At 69.6% G+C, this 19929-nt stretch carries 21 protein-coding genes; 4 read left to right on the top strand and 17 right to left on the bottom strand.

Going from position 1 to position 19929, the window contains the following annotated elements; translation table 11 throughout:
* Positions 1–45: 45 nt before the first annotated feature.
* Entirely contained in the window at positions 46–729 is a 684-nt protein-coding gene (locus PKD89_RS13720) for a chlorite dismutase family protein (RefSeq protein WP_287379816.1), read from the bottom strand.
* Positions 730–875: 146 nt separating this feature from the next.
* Between PKD89_RS13720 and PKD89_RS13715 the strand changes: the two genes are divergently transcribed.
* On the top strand, positions 876–3311 hold the full coding sequence (locus tag PKD89_RS13715) for a lysylphosphatidylglycerol synthase transmembrane domain-containing protein (protein ID WP_287393929.1): 2436 nt from the start codon (positions 876–878) through the stop codon (positions 3309–3311).
* Positions 3312–3411: 100 nt separating this feature from the next.
* Here the strand turns inward: PKD89_RS13715 and PKD89_RS13710 are convergent, their stop codons facing one another.
* On the bottom strand, positions 3412–3687 hold the full coding sequence (locus PKD89_RS13710) for a ubiquitin-like small modifier protein 1 (protein WP_287379814.1): 276 nt from the start codon (positions 3685–3687) through the stop codon (positions 3412–3414).
* 254 nt (positions 3688–3941) lie between these two features.
* Between PKD89_RS13710 and PKD89_RS13705 the strand changes: the two genes are divergently transcribed.
* Positions 3942–4868 (top strand): glucosyl-3-phosphoglycerate synthase, encoded by a 927-nt coding sequence (locus PKD89_RS13705; protein ID WP_287379813.1) that lies wholly within the window; start codon positions 3942–3944, stop codon positions 4866–4868.
* A gap of 44 nt (positions 4869–4912) precedes the next feature.
* Here the strand turns inward: PKD89_RS13705 and PKD89_RS13700 are convergent, their stop codons facing one another.
* The 4 genes from PKD89_RS13700 to ispD form a co-directional block, all read right to left on the bottom strand.
* Positions 4913–5914 carry a glycerate kinase gene (locus tag PKD89_RS13700; protein ID WP_287379812.1) on the bottom strand — a complete coding sequence of 334 codons (1002 nt, stop codon included), beginning with the start codon at positions 5912–5914 and terminating at the stop codon, positions 4913–4915.
* A 71-nt stretch (positions 5915–5985) separates the two neighbouring features.
* On the bottom strand, positions 5986–6591 hold the full coding sequence (locus tag PKD89_RS13695; protein ID WP_287379811.1) for a LytR C-terminal domain-containing protein: 606 nt from the start codon (positions 6589–6591) through the stop codon (positions 5986–5988).
* Positions 6592–6762: 171 nt separating this feature from the next.
* Positions 6763–7812 (bottom strand): 23S rRNA (guanosine(2251)-2'-O)-methyltransferase RlmB, encoded by a 1050-nt coding sequence (gene rlmB, locus PKD89_RS13690; RefSeq protein WP_287379810.1) that lies wholly within the window; start codon positions 7810–7812, stop codon positions 6763–6765.
* The gene (gene ispD / locus PKD89_RS13685) at positions 7809–9050 is read right to left on the bottom strand and encodes a 2-C-methyl-D-erythritol 4-phosphate cytidylyltransferase (protein WP_287379809.1); all 1242 of its coding nucleotides are present in this window, start codon (positions 9048–9050) and stop codon (positions 7809–7811) included. Before ispD ends, rlmB begins: the two co-directional genes overlap by 4 nt.
* A 39-nt stretch (positions 9051–9089) precedes the next feature.
* Between ispD and PKD89_RS13680 the strand changes: the two genes are divergently transcribed.
* The gene (locus tag PKD89_RS13680; protein WP_289011229.1) at positions 9090–9746 is read left to right on the top strand and encodes a Crp/Fnr family transcriptional regulator; all 657 of its coding nucleotides are present in this window, start codon (positions 9090–9092) and stop codon (positions 9744–9746) included.
* A 61-nt stretch (positions 9747–9807) separates the two neighbouring features.
* Here the strand turns inward: PKD89_RS13680 and PKD89_RS13675 are convergent, their stop codons facing one another.
* The 6 genes from PKD89_RS13675 to PKD89_RS13655 form a co-directional block, all read right to left on the bottom strand.
* Positions 9808–10293: a hypothetical protein gene (locus tag PKD89_RS13675; RefSeq protein ID WP_287393927.1), complete on the bottom strand. Its 486-nt coding sequence runs from the start codon at positions 10291–10293 to the stop codon at positions 9808–9810.
* Positions 10193–10414, bottom strand: coding sequence for a maleylpyruvate isomerase N-terminal domain-containing protein (locus tag PKD89_RS19835; RefSeq protein WP_349257352.1), 222 nt, complete (start codon positions 10412–10414; stop codon positions 10193–10195). The genes PKD89_RS13675 and PKD89_RS19835 overlap by 101 nt, the downstream gene beginning before the upstream one ends.
* Positions 10415–10515: 101 nt before the next feature.
* Complete coding sequence (locus PKD89_RS13670) at positions 10516–11613, bottom strand: DUF480 domain-containing protein (RefSeq protein ID WP_287379806.1); 1098 nt, start codon at positions 11611–11613, stop codon at positions 10516–10518.
* On the bottom strand, positions 11610–12305 hold the full coding sequence (locus tag PKD89_RS13665; protein WP_287379805.1) for a dienelactone hydrolase family protein: 696 nt from the start codon (positions 12303–12305) through the stop codon (positions 11610–11612). Before PKD89_RS13665 ends, PKD89_RS13670 begins: the two co-directional genes overlap by 4 nt.
* 42 nt (positions 12306–12347) lie before the next feature.
* A complete protein-coding gene (disA, locus tag PKD89_RS13660; protein ID WP_287393925.1) occupies positions 12348–13421 on the bottom strand; it encodes a DNA integrity scanning diadenylate cyclase DisA in 1074 nt (357 codons plus the stop codon).
* A gap of 135 nt (positions 13422–13556) precedes the next feature.
* Entirely contained in the window at positions 13557–14426 is an 870-nt protein-coding gene (locus PKD89_RS13655) for an alpha/beta fold hydrolase (protein ID WP_287379803.1), read from the bottom strand.
* Positions 14427–14575: 149 nt separating this feature from the next.
* Between PKD89_RS13655 and PKD89_RS13650 the strand changes: the two genes are divergently transcribed.
* Positions 14576–15007 (top strand): rhodanese-like domain-containing protein, encoded by a 432-nt coding sequence (locus PKD89_RS13650; RefSeq protein ID WP_287379802.1) that lies wholly within the window; start codon positions 14576–14578, stop codon positions 15005–15007.
* A gap of 63 nt (positions 15008–15070) precedes the next feature.
* Here the strand turns inward: PKD89_RS13650 and radA are convergent, their stop codons facing one another.
* The 5 genes from radA to PKD89_RS13625 all read right to left on the bottom strand — a co-directional run.
* Complete coding sequence (gene radA / locus PKD89_RS13645; protein WP_287379801.1) at positions 15071–16483, bottom strand: DNA repair protein RadA; 1413 nt, start codon at positions 16481–16483, stop codon at positions 15071–15073.
* Positions 16484–16581: 98 nt separating this feature from the next.
* Positions 16582–16959: a Rid family detoxifying hydrolase gene (locus tag PKD89_RS13640; protein WP_287379800.1), complete on the bottom strand. Its 378-nt coding sequence runs from the start codon at positions 16957–16959 to the stop codon at positions 16582–16584.
* Between the two features lie 249 nt (positions 16960–17208).
* Positions 17209–18024 carry a hypothetical protein gene (locus PKD89_RS13635; RefSeq protein WP_287379799.1) on the bottom strand — a complete coding sequence of 272 codons (816 nt, stop codon included), beginning with the start codon at positions 18022–18024 and terminating at the stop codon, positions 17209–17211.
* A gap of 352 nt (positions 18025–18376) precedes the next feature.
* Complete coding sequence (locus PKD89_RS13630; protein ID WP_287379798.1) at positions 18377–19162, bottom strand: hypothetical protein; 786 nt, start codon at positions 19160–19162, stop codon at positions 18377–18379.
* A 167-nt stretch (positions 19163–19329) separates the two neighbouring features.
* The coding region (locus tag PKD89_RS13625; protein ID WP_289011231.1) for an AAA family ATPase at positions 19330–19929 on the bottom strand (600 nt) is incomplete at its 5' end.

Raw genomic sequence — 19929 nt, 5'->3', positions numbered from 1 at the left:
TGCGAATGTCACCCAAACGCAAGCTCTACTGCAGACCGACCGCTCTCAGCGAACCCCGAGGGACTCGAGCACCTGGTCCGGGTCGTCCACCATGCCCACCCAGAACCGACCGAACTCGGCGTAGCGCGACGATGCTTCATCAAAGCGCATCGTGTACACCACCTCCTTGAGGTCGTCGGGGTGCTGGGCGAACAGGGTCACGCCCCACTCGAAGTCGTCCGTGCCCGTCGAGCCGGTGATCAGCTGGGTGACCCGGCCGGCGAATGCCCGACCCGAGGTGCCGTGTTCCCACATCAGCTTCTTACGCTGCTCGTAGGGGAGGGTGAACCAGTTGGCCCCCGGGCCGCGACGCTTCGACATCGGGTAGAAGCAGAACGCCGGCTTGCCTTCCGGGGGCAACGTGGGGAACAACCGCTCCTGGATACGGGACTCGGGCATGCCCTTGGCGTACTCGGAGACCTCGGTGAGCGACACGTAGCTGTCGACCAGTTCGAGACCGGCGGCGACCAGCTGCGTCTGTAAACCCCGCAGCCGCCATTGATCCGACGAGAGGGCCATGACCCCCAGGTCGGCCTTGTGGCCCAACAGCGCGGCACACACCGCCTGATCGTCCCCGTCGTTGCCGCCTTTGAGGGCGGCGAGGACAGCGGTCCGGTCGGCGGTGGCGGAAGCCTTGAAGAACAGGTGTAACACGGCCTGGCCGACGGTGGGTTCGGATGGCGAAGTCATGGGGCCACCCTACGACCCGGAGAAGCGTTGTGGCACACGTCGATCGATCCGACTGCTCTGACAGAAGCAGCTCCTGTCCGACAGAGAGAGCGCGCGCCTGTGCGGAAACCAGAGGGCGCTGGCAGCGGCCAGTAGGGTCACGACCCATGGCTCAGGCCGACCCTCGTTTCGTCACCGGCGACGACGACGCCCCGGATTGCGAGCTGATCGGTCGAGCCTCACCGGCCATGGTGCGGTCCCCCACCTACGTCGTGCGCTTGCTGGTGGGGGCGGTCGCCATCCTGGTTGGCCTGGTGATCGCCGTGCTCTACGAGGACGCAGCAGCCGGGCTGGCCTACAACCAACGGCTGCTGCTCGACGCCTTGCCCGACGTCCTCCAAACCCTGGTGAGTTCGCTGGGGGTCTACGCCCTGGTCGCCGTCGTGGGGGCGATCAACTGGGTGTTGCTCAGCCAACGACGGTTCCGGACCGCCCTCACCCTCAACCTGGCGGCGCTGGCCGGAGCGGCGCTCAGCTTCGCCGCCGAACGCGTGGTCGTGGCTATGTCGTCGTCGAGCACCCTCGACGGCTTCCTGGCCGAGCGGCTGAGCGGGCAGTCGATCCCGACGATCTCCACCTCCCCCATCCTCGGCGCAACGGTGGCGGCGCTCGTCCTGGGTGGGCCGTGGCTGAGCGCCCGGTGGCGAAACGCCTGGTGGTGGACCACCGTCATCTACATCGCCGCCGTGTCCGTGCTGTCCACGTCCGGATTTCTCGGCGTGCTCGTCGACCTGGGGGTCGGCACGGTGGCCGGCGCGTTGATCGGCATCATCTTCAAGACACCAAACCAGGATCCGAGTGGAGCGTCGGTCGTCGCCTCGCTGCGGCGGCTCGGGCTGTTGCCGGTCAGCCTGGCCTCGACCGCCCCCCACCCGACGAGCACCCCCACCTCGGTGCGCTGGGAGGGCACGCTGGAGGACGGCTCCGACATCGCCATCAAAGTACGCGGGCCCAACCGCCACGCCGCCGAGCTGCTCTCCCGGTTGTGGCGGCGGTTGCGCCTGAAGGCACCCAGGGGGGAGCGCAGCGTCGGGACCCTTCGGGGGGAGGCCAACCACGAGGCGCTGTCATCGCTTCAGGCCCACAACCTGGGCGTCCGAACCCCGCGGGTGCTCGCATTCGGGTCAACCGGGGCCAACGGCATGATGCTGGTGACCGAGTTCGTCACCGCCACCGACCTGGCGGAAGTCGACGAGCACCGCTTCGTCGGCGCGCTCGAGGACGCCTGGGCCCAGCTGGCGGCGCTGCGTCGCGCCGGCATCGCCCACCGGCAATTTCGGGTGGACAACCTGATGATCGACGACGACGACCACATCTGGTTGGTGGGCTTCGTCGGCTCGGAGGTGGCGGCCGACGACGTTCAGCTGACCGACGACATCGTCGAGTTGCTCGCCTCGACCGCGGCGGTCGTCGGGCCGCAGGCGGCGGTGGCGGCGGCGCTCAAGGTCCTCGGGCGCGATCCGCTCGTCGAGGCGCTCTCCCGCATGCAGCCCCTGGCCGCAACCACCGTCACCCGGGATGCGCTCAGCCAGGACGGCTTCAAGGCGCTGCGCAGCGAGGTGGCCAAGCGTACCTCGATCGAGGAGGTGCCCGACGCCGAGGACCTGTCGCGCTTCAGCACCCGCCGCATCCTCACCATCTCGATGATCGGCGGCGCCGCCTACTTCCTGGTGCCACAGCTGGCGTCGGCCGGCAACCTGTGGGACGAGACCCAGTCGGCCAACTGGTGGTGGGCGGCGGTGGCGCTGTTGTGCTCGGCGGTGAGCTACGTCGGCTCAGGCCTGGCCCTGGTCGGCGGCGTGCCCAACCGGGTGCCGATCCTGCAGGCGGTGCTCGCCCAGGTGGCCGCAGCGTTCTCCGACACGATCACGCCGGCCAAGGTGGGCGGGATGGCCCTCAACCTGCGCTTTCTCACCAAGCAGGGGGTGGATGCAGCCGTCGCCGCCGCCGGCGTCGGTATGTCGGTCGTCGCCGGGTTTGCGGTGCACATCCTGTTGGTGGCGTCCTTCATCACCGCCGCCGGCCGCTCCAGCGGCGGCCTCGGCCTCGGCCTGCCATCGCTGACCACCGTCCTCGGTTTGGTGGCGGTCGTCCTTGCGGTGTCCGGCCTGGTGATGGCCACGCCGTGGGGTCGCCGGGTGTTTCTCCAGAACCTCATCGACGCCCTTCGCCGGGCCCGCGACGGCGTGGTCGGAATCGCCACCCGACCGGGCAAGGTGGCGTCGCTCTTCGGCGGTTCGGCGATCACGACGATGGCCAACCTGGTGGCGCTGTACGTGTCGGTTCTGGCCTTCGGCGGGTCGGCCAGCTTCGTCCAGGTGGGCGTCGTCTACCTCACCGGTGCGTTCGTCGAGGCGGCCGCACCAACCCCTGGTGGGTTGGGCGCCTCCGAGGCCGCCTACATCGCCGGGCTGACCGCCGTGGGCATGACCACAGCGGTCGCCGTGCCGGCCGTGTTCCTGTTTCGCCTGGCCACCTTCTGGCTGCCGGTGGCGCCCGGCTGGGCGGCGATCACCTACATGCGCAACCGGGACGACCTGTAGCCCAACCGGGGCCGGCGGGGGCGCCCGGCGGATGTGTCCGCCGCGCCGGCCGTCCCCCAGCGGTCGGGCACTCGGCCACCAGCGGCGGACCGTCGGCCTGCTAGCCCCCGGCGACGGCGGGAACGATCGCCACGGTTTCGCCATCGGGCACGGGCGTGGACAACCCGTCGAGGTAGCGCACGTCCTCGTCGGAAACGAACACGTTGACGAAGCGTCGCAACTGACCGTCGTCACCAAAGATCCGCTCGCGGAACCCCGGGTAGGCCTCTTCAAGCGAGGCGAGTACCTCGCCGACGTTGGTGCCTGCGACGTCGACGGAAGAGGTGCCACCGGTCAGGGTTCGAAGGGTGGTGGGGATACGAACGGTCACGGCCATCGCAAAGGCCTCCTTGGGTCGGGGCGAACTCGAAGTTGGACGGGCCGACGGACGCCGGCTCGCGAGCGGCCGATCGTAGCGACACAGACGCGTTCCCGGAGAACGCTCACGTCCCGCTCGATGTTCCCCACCCATCGTTTCGCGGTCGGCGCGCGCCACCCGACCGGTGCCGACGCACCCCGACGCCGTATGATCGGAGCGCTCGTCGGCGCTCGGCTTGACCCCGGGGGCCCGTTCAGTCCGAGCCCAATCACATGACCGCGCCATCCTCCTCAACCCTCCCGGGGCCGCCCTTCTTGGCAGGCCCGCTCCGTCAGGCCAGCCATCGCGACTTCGATGTCGCCCGGCTGGCCGCCACCCGCACCGACCGGGTCACCGTTGCCATCCCGGCCCGCAACGAGGACGGGACGGTCGGCGACATCGTGGCGGCTCTGCACCGGGATCTGGTCGTCGGCGGGCTCGTGGACGAGCTGATCGTGATGGACGACCACTCCACCGACAACACCGCCAGGGAGGCCGAGGCCGCCGGGGCCACGGTGGTGGCGTCGTCGTCGTTGTTGCCCGAGTTCGGCTCCGGGCATGGCAAGGGTGAAGTGCTGTGGAAGTCGCTGTTTGCCAGCACCGGCGACGTCATCGTGTGGTGCGACGCCGACATCACCGATTTCTCAAGCCACTTCGTCACCGGACTGCTCGGTCCGTTGCTGAGCAACACCGACGTGCAGTTCACCAAAGGCCACTATCGCCGGCCCGGCGAAAACGGCACCGGGGGCGGCCGGGTCACCGAGTTGGTTGCCCGACCCCTGCTGTCGATGTTCTTCCCCCACCTGGCGCTGGTGGCCCAGCCGCTGTCGGGCGAGTTCGGTGGGCGCCGGTCGGTGCTGGAACGCCTGAGCTTCGTACGCGGCTACGGGGTGGATGTCGGGCTGCTGATCGACATCGCCGCCGCCATGGGCACCGAGTCGATCACCCAGGTCGACCTCGACGTACGCACCCACCGAAACCGGCCGTTGTCGGAGCTGGGCCCGCAGGCCGCCGCGGTGGCCGCCGCCATCCTGGCCCGGGTCGATCCCCGGCTGATCGGCGAGCGCATGACCCTGGAGCGGCCCGACCTCTCGGTGGCCGAGGTCGACCTGGGCGAGCTGCCTCCGATGCTCAAGGTGGACGACTACTCCGCCCGCTGACCCAACCGGACGCCCGTCGGGCAGCGGCTGGGTTCGGAAGCAGCTCAGCCCGGAAGCAGGGCGTCGAGCATCCGCTCGGTGGCGAGCGTCACCGAGCGAGCGGGATCACCGAGCGCTGCCTCTCGTCCGACGCCAGCAACCAGCGAGGCGACTTCGAAGCCCGGGGGCAGCTCGAGGCCGTCGTCGAGTTCACCCACCACCGCTCCCGCCGACAGGCCCAGCGAGGCGGCCAGTCCGGCGACGCCGCCGAGCACCTTGCCCTCGAAGGAGGCGGCATCGCAGAGACCCTCGCCGGTCAGAACCGCGTCGGCGTCTTCGAGCATCACCTCAAGGCCGACGTGGTCGGCGACCAGCTCGAAGCCCTCGGTCAGGGTGGCGCCAAGCGCCGCCAACCCCCCGGCGAGCCCTCCCGCCGAGCCCGAACCCACCAGCGACGACACGTCGACGCCGTAGCTCTCCGCGTACAGTTCCACCAACCGGTCCAGCCGCCGGCTGAGCAGCTCCACCTGGGCGGTCGTGGCGCCCTTCTGCGGGGCGAAGCAGGCGGCAGCTGCGGTGAAGGTGAGGCGGACGTCGCAGGCGACTTCCAGACGGACGCCGCCCAGACGCGGCACGGGCCCCAGGCTCCGCAGCGCACCCAACCCACCATCGGTGGTCGCCGAGCCTCCCATGCCGATCACGATCGACCGGGCGCCGGCGTCGAGGGCGGCGGCGATCAACTCGCCCACCCCGGTCGTGTCGGCGGCCAGCGGCTCGTTGCCCTCGGCCCCGCCGACCAGCGCCAGCCCGGAGGCGGAGGCCATCTCGAGCACCGCCCGCTTTCGGCTGAGTCGCCAGCCGGCCTCAACCGGGTCGCCGAGCGGTCCGGTGACGGTGCTCGTGCGGTTGGCGCCCCCCAACACCTCGAGAAACCCTTCGCCGCCGTCGCTCATCGGCACCTTGAGCGCCGTCCACCCGCGCGCTTCCACGGCTTCGGCCATGGCTTCGGCGGCATCGAGCGCGCTCAGCGAGCCGCGGAACTTGTCGGGGGCCACGACGATGCGCACCCGGCCAGGGTAACGACCGACTGCGATCGGCCCGCACCCCTCTCCCCGGATGCCTGGGGGCTCCGGTCGGGCTATCCCGCCGCGGTGGTCGCCACGCCCGGCGGTGTGCTGGTGGCCGCGTCGCCACCGTCTGCACCCGGTTTCGCCGGATCGAAGCCGTCGCCGAGAATGACGATCACCTGAGCGTTCTTGCCGCTGGCCTCGATGGAAACCTCGGGGGGCCGCGCCTCCACGGTTGACTCGGGGAGCCCGGCGGCCTTGGCGACAGCCTTGGCGTCGGCCTCGAAGCCGTTCTCGAAGTACACCTTGGTCGGCTGGCCCTTGTCGCCGTTGAGCGCCGCAACGCTCGTATAGCCGGCCGCCTTCAACTTCTCGGCAACGTCGCCGGCCGCACCGCTCACCCCGGAGGCGTTGGCCACGGTGACCTTCAGCTCGGCGACCGGCACCGACGTCGTCGGCGCAGCGGTCGTCGTGGTCGCGTCCTTGGCAGGATCGTCACCACCGGCGGTTGTCGACGTGGCCGAGTGCAGATCGGGTGAGGCCGTCACCTGGCCAGTGCCGGGGTTCTTCCAGACCAGCAGCACGCCGATGATCACTGCAACGGCGACGAGGGCGATCCCGCGCCCGGCGTTGGGCTGGGTGGGACGAGAAGATCGTGATCGTGTTGGTTCGGTCATGTGTTGGTTCCCGCCGTCGACCTGGATGGACTACCCGGGCGGCTCACCGAGGCGTGTGACAACAATCGGTGCTGAGGAGAGTAGTAGCCGCCGCCAGAAAAGTCGGTGACCCTCCGGAACGGCACCCCTGGAAGGGGACCGACGGGGGCCGATCCCCCCGAAACCCAACGCTCACAACGAGCGACGTCGGGTGATCTCGTAGGTGGCGATCGCCACCGCCGCAGCCACGTTCAACGAGTCGAGGCTGCCTCGTAGCGGCAGCGACACCACCTCGTCGCAGCGGCGCGCCACCAGACGCGACAGACCTTTGCCCTCGGCGCCGGCGACGAGGCAGATCGGCTGGGTGGCGACGGTCAGGTCGTAGAGCGAGGTGGGACCGGCGCTGTCCAGGCCGACCACCCACACCCCCGCCGAACGGAGCGACTCGATCGCAGCGGGCAACCCGCCCACCAGAGCCATCGGCAGGTGCTCGACGGCACCGGCGGCCGTCTTGGTCACCGTCGGCGTGACGTGCGCAGCCCGGTGTCGGGGCAGGATGACCCCATCCACGCCGGCACATTCTGCAGTTCGCAGCAGCGCACCCAGGTTGCGGGGGTCGGTGACCCCATCGAGGGCCAGCAGAAACGGCGAACCGCCACGGCCGCCGTCTGCAACGAGGTCCTCGAGCTCGACCGGCTTCAGCTCGGCGGCCTCGGCCACCACGCCTTGGCTGGACTCGGTGTAGCTGCGACGGTCGAGCGCCTTACGTCCCAGCTCGGTCACCATCACCCGCTGCTCGCGTGCCAGCTGACGAATGTCGTCGAGCACCGGCGCCGGGTCGAGGTCCTCGGCCAGGAAGATCTCGCGCACCTTGCGGGTGCCCGCCAGCAACAGCTCGCGCACGGCCTGACGACCCTCGACCTGGTCCCCGCCCAAGCCGTAGCGCGAGGTGGTGGCGCTCGGCCGGGTTCGACGGTCGCCGCGATCGCTGTAGCGAACCGAGCTGCCGGTCTGAGCGGTCGGGCCGCGGCGAGGGGGTCCGCTGCGCTGGCCTCCGCCCGCTTTGCCCCGTGGCGGCTTGCCTCCTGAGCCACCCCTGCTCGGCGTCCGTTCGCCGGCGCCCGAACCTCGCCCTCGGCCAGGTCCACCGCCCTTGGGAGAAGCGCCCTTGCCGACGCCACCCCGCGCCGGCCGCTTACCGCCGGACGGGTTGTTTCTCGAGCCTCCCGTTCCCCGGCTCATCGGCGGGCCACCAGTGCGCTGGCCAGCGCAACGATCGCTTCGCCGGAGCCGAGCGAACCGACGCCCTCGGCACGTCGTCCTTTGACCGACACAGGCGCGCCGACCACATCGCTGAGCCGCCGGGTCATCTCGTCGCGGTGAGGCGCCAGCTTGGGTCGTTCGGCGATCACCGAACAGTCGACGTTGACCGCCTGCCAACCGGCGTCGGCCACACGGGCGACCACCTCGCCGAGCAGTGCCATCGAGTCGGCGCCTGCGTGAGCCGGGTCGGTGTCGGGAAAGTGGGAACCCAAATCACCGAGCCCGATGGCACCCAGCAGCGCCTCGGCGACCGCATGGGCGACCGGATCACCGTCGCTGTGGGCCTCCAGCCCGGGCACACCGGGAATCTCGACTCCGCCGAGCACACAGCGACGCTCGGGATCGTCGGAGAAGCGATGGATGTCGAAGCCGTTGCCGACGCGCAGGTCGATCGGCTCGGTGCGGTCGTGGTCGGCCATCTCCCCATCCTCCCGCGCCGCCGCACCCGGGCGGTCATCGGCGTGGGGTGCAGGCCCGGTCGCATCCCGTTCGGCCAGCAGCGCTGCGGCGACGACGAGGTCCGACGGCACGGTCACCTTCAGGTTCGCCGGGTCCCCCTCGACGACCTCAATCCGCTGCCCGCAGGCCTCGATCAGCGAGGCGTCGTCGGTGGCCTCGCGATGATCCCGGTGCGCCTGGCGCAACGCGTCCGCACGGAAGGCCTGGGGCGTCTGCACGGCGATCAGCGTGTCCCGATCGACCACCGATCCATCGTTCGAACGCAGCGTGTCGGTCAGCGCCACGCCAGGGATGGCTCCGGCCGCCCCGTCCGGGGACGCAACCGCGTCGATCACCCGACGGAACACGGCCCGGTCGGCCAACGGGCGCGCCCCGTCGTGCACGGCGACGATTCCAGCCGTTGCTGGCACTGCCGCCAGCCCGGCCCGCACCGATTCCGAGCGTGTGGCACCCCCGGCCACGACGGCGTCGATGCCGGGCAGCTGCGGCCGCAGCCGGGCCAGGTGCTCCAACCGGTCGGCGGGCACGACGACCACGACACCGGTGGAGACCTCCGCAGCCGCCTCGAGCGCCCAGGCCAGCAGGGGCCGACCCGCAAGGGCGACGAACTGCTTGGGCCCCCCGAAACGCCGCCCGGAGCCGGCGGCCACCACGATCGTCCACACATCGAGCACCATCACAAGGTAGGCGAGTGCCATCGGCCACAGCATGAGCAGGCTCAGCACTAGGATGCGCTCGTGGATCGATCCAAGCTTGCCGAAGTCACCTTGTTCGCTGCGCTCACCGACTCCGAGCTCGATCGCATGCTCGACGAGTCGTCCAGCCTCGACCTGGTTCGAGGCGACGTGCTGTTCAAGGAGGACGAGGATGCCGACGCATTGTTCGTTGTCGAGTCGGGCCGGGTGGCGATCGGCAACCGCTCGGTCGACGGTCGCGAGTCGATAGTCGCTCTGATGGAATCAGGCGACCTGTTTGGCGAGATGAGCCTGTTCGACGGCACCGGACGCTCGGCCGACGCCCGGGCGCTCGAGCCGTCGCAGGTGCTGTCGGTTCCCTTCGGCCCGCTGCGCGCCATCCTCGATGAGCGCCCCGCCCTCCTGTGGGAGGTGGTGAAGATGCTCAGCGGGCGGCTGCGCCACATGGACGCAGCGCTCGCCGATGCGTTCTTCCTCGATGTGACCGGCCGTACCGCCAAGCGCCTGCTCGAGTTGGCCGGCGACACCGATGCCTTCGAGATTCCCATCACCCAGGAAGAGCTGGCCGGGCTGATCGGCGCCAGCCGCGAACGCGTCAACAAGGCGATCTCGGCGTTCATGCGCCTCGGCTGGATCGAACAGCACGACCGGGCCTACGTCATCTTGAAGCGACGCGAGCTCGAGATCCGCGCCCGCTGAGTCGATCCCAGCCGCTCGGCGCGGACGCCTCGCCGGTGCGGCTGTCCGACCAGCGCTGCGTTCATTGGGTGGGCGACTCCCATCGGGGGTTCCGCCCGGTCCACCCGAGGAGACGGTCGACCGCAGTGGCACCGTCTGGGACGGACACCTCGGCGCCGAACACCCCCGGCGAGCGCATCACCTCTGGTGGAACCGCGTCGCCGAGCGCGCGAACGAACGGGACTGCGTCGTCGGGGATCGAGACGCTCACGTCGGTCGCCGCCGCGATGTCCCAGGCGTGGAGGAACAGGTCGGCTGCCGGGAACCTGAGCCCGTCCCGAACGGAGCGACGCCCCATCGGGGTGTCGACCACCCGCTCCAGGCCGAGGTCGTCGATCTCCGCCACCGCTTCCCGGGCGGGGGCGGCCAAGCCGGTCCACCACAGCAACGGGTCGGCCCGGACGGCGTCACCGGGCGGATCCTGACGCCCGAAGCCGAGATCGGGCGCTTCGCCCGCGCAGGATGTGCAGCCCCATGGCCGTCGCGGCGCCGACGTGGCCGAGAACATCAAGCGCTCGCCAGCCTTCACACGGCGATGGCCGACCCCAGGCGTCACCGGGCACCTGCTCGACCACCTCGGACATCACATCGATGCCACGCCGATACGCTTCGTCGCTCGTCCAAATCATGGAGACACCCCCACATTTTGCGGTGCGGCGAAGCTACACCACGGATTCGCTTGCGACGTCGAGGTTTCGCGACCCACGGCGCAACCGATGGAGGATGGGCGCTACTCGACCCGCTTCAGTTCGGCGGTCAGGTGGTGGGTCATCGGGAGGCCGACCGCAGCCATGGCGAGGTCGTAGCCGAGCCGATTGCCCGTCACCAGGTAGCGCCGCTCCGTGGCGGTGACCTCCTTGGCCGTGGGTGTGCCGGCGACGATGGTGGAGTCGACCGCCAAGCGCACGGCGTGCCGATCCTCGGCGCCACCGGGATGGGTGGCGAGGCCGGATCCCGCCTCGATGAGGCCGGGCGCCTGGGCGATGACCAGCTCCACCTCCGACTCCCCGATCAACCGCAGGTAGCCGGTCTCGGCGTGCAGCGGACGACCGTCGTCGGCGTGCCTGGTCGCCGACGTATAGACCAGCACCGGCTTGTCGGCCAGCGGCGCGAACGTGATCGTTTCGGAGTACCCGAAGTCGTCGATCGTCGGGTACTCCCCTTTCCCGGACCCTTCCCAGCGGCCGATCAGCGGTCGCAGCGGGTCGAGCAACGGTGACATCGCAGGTGGAGGTGGCGAATCGACGGAAGGCGGGTCGGCTTGTTCCGCCACCACATCGGCCGGCGCAGCGCTTCCCAGCAGGTGGGCCCAGCGGGCCTCGCGGCGACCGGCCTGACGGGGCAGCTCGACGACCAGCGGCGTGGTGCGACCGGCCAGCTCGCCCAGCGCATCGGTCACCTCGGACAGCTCGCCAAAGCTGTGGAGGCGGCCGGCCCGGCTGCGCAACTCCCCTGGCGTCTGCGGCCCGCGCAGCATCAGCAGCGTCAGCACCGCCCGACGACCATCGGACAGCTCCAACACCTCGTCGGCCACCTGACGGAACTTCTCCCGTCGCTCTCCGGAGCGGGGATACACCCGACGAATCAGCGAGCGATCTCGCAGGGCGTCGAGCGCGCCGGCAACCTCGCCTGCGTCGAGCGCCATGATCGGGTTGCGCCCCGAGCTCTGGTTGGCGGCCGTCACCAGCGCGTTGAGCGTCAGCGGGTAGGTGGAGGGAACGGTCAGCTCTTTCTCCATCAGGCATCCCAGCACCCGGAGTTCGATGGCTCCGAGCGCAGGCGCGACCTCGCCGGTCGCCGGTTCGCCGCTCATCAGGTCGTCGCTCACGTTGGTGACCCCGCTTCGCTCGCAGCGGTCGGATCGCCGCCGCTGCCCAGAAACGCCAGGGCACGCCCCCACGCGTCGGCCGCATCCTCGGGGCGGTGGTTGGCACCGTCGGGGTCCTGGGCGAACGCATGGTCGGCGCCGGGGTAGCGCACCACGGTGGCCACCTCGTCCAGCTCGTCCAACTCGCTCTCCGGCAGCCACGGATCCTCCGTGCCGCACAGCGCCAGCACGGGACACGCTCCCGGCGCTGCGACCGAATCGATGGCATCGGTCTGATGGGGAGCCCGCCACGCCTCGGGCATGCGGATCATGCCGTAGAAGCTCACCGAAGCGTCGAACCGCCCCGACGACGAGGCCTTCATGGCGTACATGCCACCCATGCAGAACCCCATGATGCCAACGGTGTCGCACCCGGTCGCCTCCGCTGCAGCCAGCGCATCGGCCAGTTTGGCGTCATCGCGCAGCTCACCGGCGGACTCCAGGCGATCGACCACGCTCAGCTGCTCGCGGCCGGGCCACATCTCCGGCACAACCACGACCCAGCCCTCGGCGTCGGCCACCCGTTGAGCATGCTGGTCGAACAGCGGCCGCAGACCACGGATATCGGGCCACATGACGAGGCCACGAGCGGGCGTCACCCCGGCCGGACGAGCGATCTCCGCCGGCGTGCCGGTGTGCAACGTGATGCGCATGGTCCCCTTTCGGCCGAGTTGTTCGGCTCCTGATGACGGTGGCTACTGGTAGCGGTTGAGGATCGACGATTGAGCCTGCTGGCTGAGACCGTCACGGATGACCGCTGCCAGCTGCTCGCTCACCTCGGCCACGTCGGCCAGTTCCTCGGTCGAGGCCCGCATCAGCTTGTCGAACCGGCCGCAGCTGCCGACCACCGCTTCGATCACCGGCTCGGGAAGCCGGGGCAGGATGCGTGCCAGGATGCGATAGCCGCGCGGCTGCATCGTCTGGTCGAGGTCGACCGAGTTGCCGTCGCCGAGCTCGAGCACGTCGCCGACATCGTCGGGGTCGGTGATCTCGCCCGGGTCCAGGTCCCGCAGACGCTCGAGCGCCTCCGCAGGTTCGATGCCGTCGGGTGCGTAGTCGCGGATCAGGTTGGTGCGTTCGTCGCCGACGCCCGCCATCAGGTCGCGAAGCTGGAGGCGCACCAGGCGGCCGTCGGCACCCAGCTCGATCAGGTGGTGCCGGAGTTCGTCGGCGATCCGGCTGACCATCTCGGAGCGCTGCAGCACGACGATGACGTCGCGCAGTGTCACCAGGCCCTCCACCTCGTGGGCGGTCAGGCTGGCCAGCTCCTCGTTGAGGCGGCTCTTGTAGCGCTCCAGCGTCTGCAGCGCCTGATCGCAGCGGTTGAGGATGTTGGGGATCGACTCGAGCTGGTACTTCTCGTCGCCCCGGTACACGGTGAGCACCGCCATGTCCTCGGACACGGTGGCCACCGGCACGCCGACCGAGCGCGCCACACGCTCGGCGGTGCGATGGCGGGTGCCGGTCTCGGTGGTCGGCACGTTGGGGTTGGGCACCAGGTGAACGTTGGCGCGGGCAATACGCGACGAGTCGGCCGACAAGATGATGGCGCCGTCCATCTTGGCCAGCTCGCTCAACCGTTGGGGCGTGAACGCTGCGTCGAGGAGGAACCCGCCCGAACACACGTTGAGCACCTCCGGGCCATCCCCGACGACGATCAGGGCGCCCATCCTCGCCTTGGAGATGCGATCGAGGCCGTCGCGCAGCTGGGTTCCGGGAGCGACCGCCGACAGCGCGTCCCACAACTCCTGTTTGCGCCGAGCGATCACGTTTCTATCTTAGCGCCAAGCTGCCAATGCCCGGCCCTGGCCCTGGCCCTGGCCCTGAGCGGACCAGCTGCAGCGCCGCCACCCGATATCGAACCAATCGTCGGTCGAAGCGCCAAGCGTCCACCGAGCAAGAGTTCAGGCGAGCACTCGATCGAGCCACGCAATGAGGTCGGCGGTGACCTCGTCACGGTTGATCTCGTTGAGGATCTCGTGGCGTGCCCCCGGGTATCGAGCAACGAAGACGTCGTCGACTCCGGCGTCGCGGTAGCGCTGAGCAACCAACTCGATCAGCTCACCGCCGCCCGCCAGTGGATCGGCGTCGCCCGACATGAGGTAGATCGGCAGATCGGCCCGCACCCGGGCGATCGAATCCAGATCGCTGGTCGATGCGGTCCCCTCGAGCATGCCGCGAGCGGCCGTTGCGTCGAGGCCGAAACCGCAGGCGTCGTCGGCGACGTAGGCGTCGACCTCGGCGCGATCCCGGCTGAGCCACTCATACTCGGTCGGCGCCGGCTCGAACGGGGCGTTGAAGGCGCTGAGATCGACCTCGGCATCGGGATCGATTCCAGCTCCAATCACGTCGAGCGCCGAGGTGCCCGAGAGGACCGCAGCATCCACGTCGCCGGAGTGGCCGATCAGAAACTGCTGGAGCGCAAACGAGCCCATCGAGTGGCCGAACAGGATCAGCGACGTGTCGGGGTGCTCCTCGCGGGCCCGTTTGCCGAGCGTTCCGATGTCGGCGACGAGGCCCGCCCACCCGGCCGGCCCAAGCTCGCCGTAATGCTCCGGACCACCGGCGGTGCGGCCGTGACCGCGATGGTCGTTGGCGTACACCACGTATCCGGCGTCGGTGAGCGCTTCGGCAAACCGGCGGTAGCGGGCGGCGTGCTCGCCCATACCGTGCGCCAATTGGACGATCGCCCGCGGCGTGCCGTCTCCGGTCCAGCGATACACGTGGATCGATTGGCCGTCGCTTCCGTCGAAGGTGAAGGTGTCCTCGTTCATCGCCCGATCCTCCCACACCGGTTGATCACCCGGGGGCCCTCAGCGGGTTCGGGACTTCGAACGCGATCATCGACAGTTAAAACGCGCACGAAGCGTCGACCCGCGCCTCCGACTGGGCGGTGAGCGAATGTACGGACAATACTGACCCGATGAATCGCCCTTCACCCATTCGAGCCGTCCTCGCGTCCTTGGCATTGTTGGTAGCAGGGCCAGCGCTCGCCGGGTGCTCCGGCGATGAGGCGGCAGATGCAGCCACCCCCGGCGCCGAAGGCTCGAACGCTCCAGCGCCGGGCCGGGAAGCAGCCGGGGTGGCGTTGGATGCCGACCGCATCGTCATCGACGTACGTACTCCCGAGGAGTTCGACGCCGGCCACGTCAACGATGCTCGGCTCATCGACATTCAGGGACCGGACTTCGACGCCCAGATCGCCGAACTCGACCCCGACGCCGACTACGTCGTCTATTGCCGCAGCGGCAATCGTTCAGCGGTCGCAGCCGGGGAGATGCGGGCCATCGGCCTGGACGTCCTCGACGGTGGAGCAATGGACGACATGACCGCCGCCGGGTGGCCTGCCGGCTGAGTGCTCGAAGGGTGTTGCGGGCGTGCGACCGCAGCGCCGGTGTCGCTCCGCCACCGAGGAGTGCTACACCGCCCGCAGGTCGGCATCCTGCAGCGAGATCGCCTGCATCGCCTCGCCCAGCGTGGGCACCTGTTGAAGGCGGGCGGAGCGCGACCACTCGGCTGCGCCACCGGCTGGGTGGACGCTGCGGTCGCGCGGCGCCACGATGCGGTGGAAGCCCAGCCTGGCCGCCTCCGAGATCCGGCGGCTCGGTTCGGGCACCGCCCGCAGCTCGCCGGTGAGCCCCACCTCCCCCACCATCATCACATCGCCGGGGATGGCCCGCAGCGTTGCCGCCGACACCACTGCGGCGGCGATCGCCAGGTCGGCGGCCGGCTCGCGAACGGTCAGCCCGCCGGCGACCGAGACGAACACGTCGGCGTTGCTCAGGTCGAGCTGCGCCCGCTGAGCGAGCACCGCCAGGATGAGGTCGATGCGCCTGGGCACCAGCCCGGTGACGGTGCGGGTGCCGTACCCCCCGGTGCCCGCCGGGCGGGGGCTGACCAGCGCCTGCACCTCGACCAGCACTGGCCGGTGGCCCTCGAGCACGGCCACCACCGCCGAACCGGGTACCCCGGCGCGCCGATCGGCCAGCAACAGCCCGGACGGATCGTCCAAGGACTCGATGCCCTGGCGGCCCATGCGAAACATGCCCACCCGGTCGGTGGCACCGAAGCGGTGCTTCACCACCCGCAACAGCCGCAGCGCGCCGTCGCGGTCGCCCTCGAAGTGCATCACGGTGTCGACGGCGTGCTCCAGCACCCTCGGCCCGGCCAGGCCGCCGTCCTTGGTGACATGGCCGACCAACACGACGGCGGCACCGCTGCGCCGGGCGACCGCCACCAGGGCGTTGGTGGCCTCACGCACCTGGGTGACCGAGCCGGGCACGCCGCTGACCCTGTCGTCATAGAGCGTGTGGACCGAGTCGACGACCACCAACGCCGGGGTGGTCTCGGCCAGCCGAGCCAGCACCACCTCCAGCCTGGTCTCGGCCAGCACGTACAACTCGTCGCAGATGGAGTCCAGGCGCTGGGCGCGTCGCTTGAGCTGATTGGCCGACTCCTCGGCGGTGACGTAGAGCACGCCGCGGCCACTCCGGGCCACGCCCGCAGAGGCCTGCAACAACAGCGTGCTCTTGCCCACCCCCGGCTCACCCCCGATCAGGCTGACCGATGCCCCGGTGAAGCCGCCGCCCAGCGTTCGGTCCAGCTCGCCTATGCCGGTTGCGAACTGTGGGTCCCCCAGCTCGGGAACGTCACCGATCGCCCGCACCGTGCCCGGCACGTGCGGGATCGGGTGGTCGTCGGCCGGAGCCGCCAGCTCCTCGGTGAGGGTATTCCAGTCGCCGCACCCGCCGCAGCGACCGGCCCACTTGGGGGCCTCCTGCCCACAGGCCAGGCAGCGGAAGACGGGTGCGGGTGATGCTTTGGAAGCCATGACACCACGCTAGAAACGAACTGTGACAACGAAGGCCGGCGAGAGCCTTTCGCCCCACAGCGGCCACGGCGGGTACAGGATGGCTTCGCCGGACGTGTTCACCGACGCTGCGCGATCAGATCGATCTCGATGTTCGAGCCGAGCGGGAGCGAAGCCACCCCGATGGTGGTGCGCGCCGGGAATGGCTCAACAAACCTGGAGGCGTACACCCGGTTCATCTCTTCGAAATCGTCCATGTCGGTCAGGAAGACGTTGATCTTCACCACGTCCTCCGGGGTGAGCCCGGCCGCTGCGAGCACGCCGAACAGGTTGTCGAAACACTGCTCGGTGCGTCGGGCGACGTCACCCTCGACGAGCGCGCCGGTGGCGGGGTCGATCGGCGTCTGCCCCGAGCAATAGACGACACCGTCGGCGTCGACGCCGTGGCTGTACGGACCGACCGCAGCGGCGGTTGGGCTGGTGATGGGCCGGCGCATGTCGTGCTCCTGTTTGGCGTGAGGCGGTGCGTGAACGCATCAATCGTCGTGAAGGTCGTTGCACCGGTCCGACCAGGTCGGTGCCGCAGCGACACTACGAGATGACCCTTCCACGTGAGCGTCGACCACATGCGTTCCCACGTTCCACATCGGCGATCACTTCGGTGCCGAGCGGACGGGGAACCACTCGTCCACGACCGAAGCGACACGGCCCAGTTCCACCAGAGCGGCAGCGATCCCTGGCGATGCTCACGGACCGTCGCAGGCCACCTCGCCCGGGAGCAGTGCCCGCACCACCACTTGGAGTTCGGCACCCTGATCATCGACGAACGGCATGCCGGAGACCCGCGCTGCGGAAAACACCTCGGCTGCGTGAACACCGGCGATCTCGGCGCAGCGCGACCCGGCGACCGTGTCGTTGGGCTTGACCGTGCCGAACACCTCGACGAACCGCGGCCCTGGCCACGGTGTCGTCCCCTCCGGAGTCGTGCCGAACTCGTGGGTCCCCGGCAGGTCGGTCACCTCAACCCGATCCGGCACCCACGGCGTAGGTCGATCACCCAACCGACGCGATCGTTCGATCAGCGTCTCGAGTGTGTTGCGGGCCTCGATTTCCGACGTGCCGAGATCGCCCCGCGCGTCGTACCCCAAGCCATGTACGCTGACCTCGGCCGGGCCAGCCGCGCTGCGGAGCCGCACCGTGGTACCACCCAAGTCGGCGACGCGTGGGGTGCCGTAGTTCACCGACTCATCGATCATCTCGGATGCCGCTGCATCATCGAGGAAGGCCCGGAGCTGCTCGGGCGGCACCGAGCCCAGCAACACCTCCACGGGCGGCGGCACCGTCCACGGCGGCGTCTCGAGCTCCTCGGCAACGAAGATGCGACCGTCGCCGTAGATGGTCACCTCGGGCACGTCGTTGGCGGCGACGGCGAAGGGCACGAGCCCACCGCCGATGTCCACCTGCCACACCACCTCGCTGTCGGACAGCATCTCGGCCGCGGCCGACGTGTCGGTCGGGAGCGTTCCCTCGGCTACTGGTCCGTTGGTGGCTGGTGCGTCCACCGAACCCTCGGTTGCGGTTCCGCATCCGACGGTTGCCAGCACGATCGCTGTGCTGACAGCCGCCGCGCAACGAGGAGCGCAGCGCAACCCGCTGCCGACATGCGGGCACTCGGAGTGGTGTGGGCGGGTTTCATCGAAGGTACGCCGGTGACCCGACTGCCGCCTCAACGCTGTTCGAACGACCTGACGAACCGATCTGGACACGCTGCCTCCCTGGACCCTTGCCACCTGAGACGACGACGAAGGGCCAGGAGTTCCCCACGACCCGGAAAACTACGGCTGGGTTGCGATCCGACAAACCGGATCGCACCGACCAAGCCGACAGAGACGCGCTCGGCCGGGGTCAGCCGCGCTACCGATCGAGACGCCGGCTGGCCCACATGCCGATGAGCAGCACGGCGCCGGCCAACAACACGAGCACCCCACCGACCAACACCAACTGCGGGGCCCGGCCCGACTTTTCCTCCGAGGTGGCGCTGAGCGCCGTCTCGGTACCCGCCGCAGTGAGATCGGCGCTCCAGCTCACCCGGCTGCCCGCCGACGTGCCCTCGGAGCGTTCCCCGTTGCTGTCGATCAGCTCGCCGGGCATGGAGACGGACAGGTCGAGCGTGAGCGACCCCGGGTTGTCCTTCAGCTCGGCGGCCAGGTCCTTGTCGCTGCGGCCCAACGCCAGGCCGTCGAGGGCGTCGGCCACGCCTTGGTCGGAGAACTGGGCGAGGTTGACCTCGGTGACGAGGCGACCGTCGAGGACGTACTTGGTGCCGCCGAACTTGTCGAGCACGTTGACCTGAAGGCCCTGCAGCGGTCCGTCGGGCCCGGTGATCTCCTCCAGGGTTGGCTGCAGGTCGCTCGGTCGTCCGTAGTCCTTCGTGACCAGTAGCTTCACCGAGCCGTCCTCGACCAGCTCGGGGTCGGTCACGTCCCAACCGGCTGCGGCCAGATCGCTGGTGTCGATCGCCTCCAGGCCTCCGATGCGTCCCAGCGCGTCGCGGTCGAGCTCGACGACCACCTCGACGGTGCCCGAGCCGTCCTCGGCCACGTCCACGTTCACCTCGGCGGTCGCCTCGCAACCGACGAGGCCGACGACGACCAACAACGCAAGCAGCACCGAGCGGATTCGGCGGGAGGGGGTTCGCACCCCCGTCACGGTAGACGGCCCCCACGGTGGCCAACGACCTCGAAGGCTCGGTGCCCGTAGCTGTCATGGCGAACGCGCAACCGCCCGGCTCGCCCTCGTGGGGCGGGCCGGGCCGTTGCTCTCGAGCTCGGGACGCTCAACCGAGCGTCCCGATCACGATCGTCGGATCAGTTACCGGACTCCGGGACATCGCCCGCCACATCGCCGGCAACCATCTCCGCCGGCGAGTCGGGCGGGATGAAGCCCTCGACCGCCTTGAACACCGCAATGTTCTCGTCCGGATTCTCCGGGTCGGGCTCAACGTCGACCACGATGATCTGGCCGGCGGTGAACTCCTTGTGGAGCAGCTTCTCCGAGACCGGATCCTCCACCTGGCGTTGGATCGCCCGGCGCAACGGCCTGGCCCCCAACGTCGGGTCGTACCCGGTATCGGCCAAGTGAATCTTCGCCGCCTCCGTGATCTCGAGGCCCATGCCCAATCCGGCGAGCTGCTCGGCAACCCGGGCGGTCATCAGATCGACGATCTGGATGACCTCGTCCTTGCTCAGCTCGTGGAAGACGATGACGTCGTCGATCCGGTTGAGAAACTCGGGCCGGAAGTGCGCCTTGAGTGCGTCGTTGACCTTGGCCTTCATCCGCTCGTAGCTGACCGCCTCATCATTGCGCGAGAAGCCGACGTTGGCCTTGCGCAGATCCGCGGTGCCCAGGTTGGAGGTCATGATCAGCACGGTGTTGCGGAAGTCGACCGAGCGGCCCTGGCTGTCGGT

The organism is Candidatus Neomicrothrix sp., assembly GCF_035329545.1.
Taxonomy (GTDB): Bacteria; Actinomycetota; Acidimicrobiia; order Acidimicrobiales; family Microtrichaceae; genus Microthrix; species Microthrix subdominans.
Note: the sequence above shows the minus strand (reverse complement) of the source record. Positions and strands in the feature narration are given on the sequence as shown.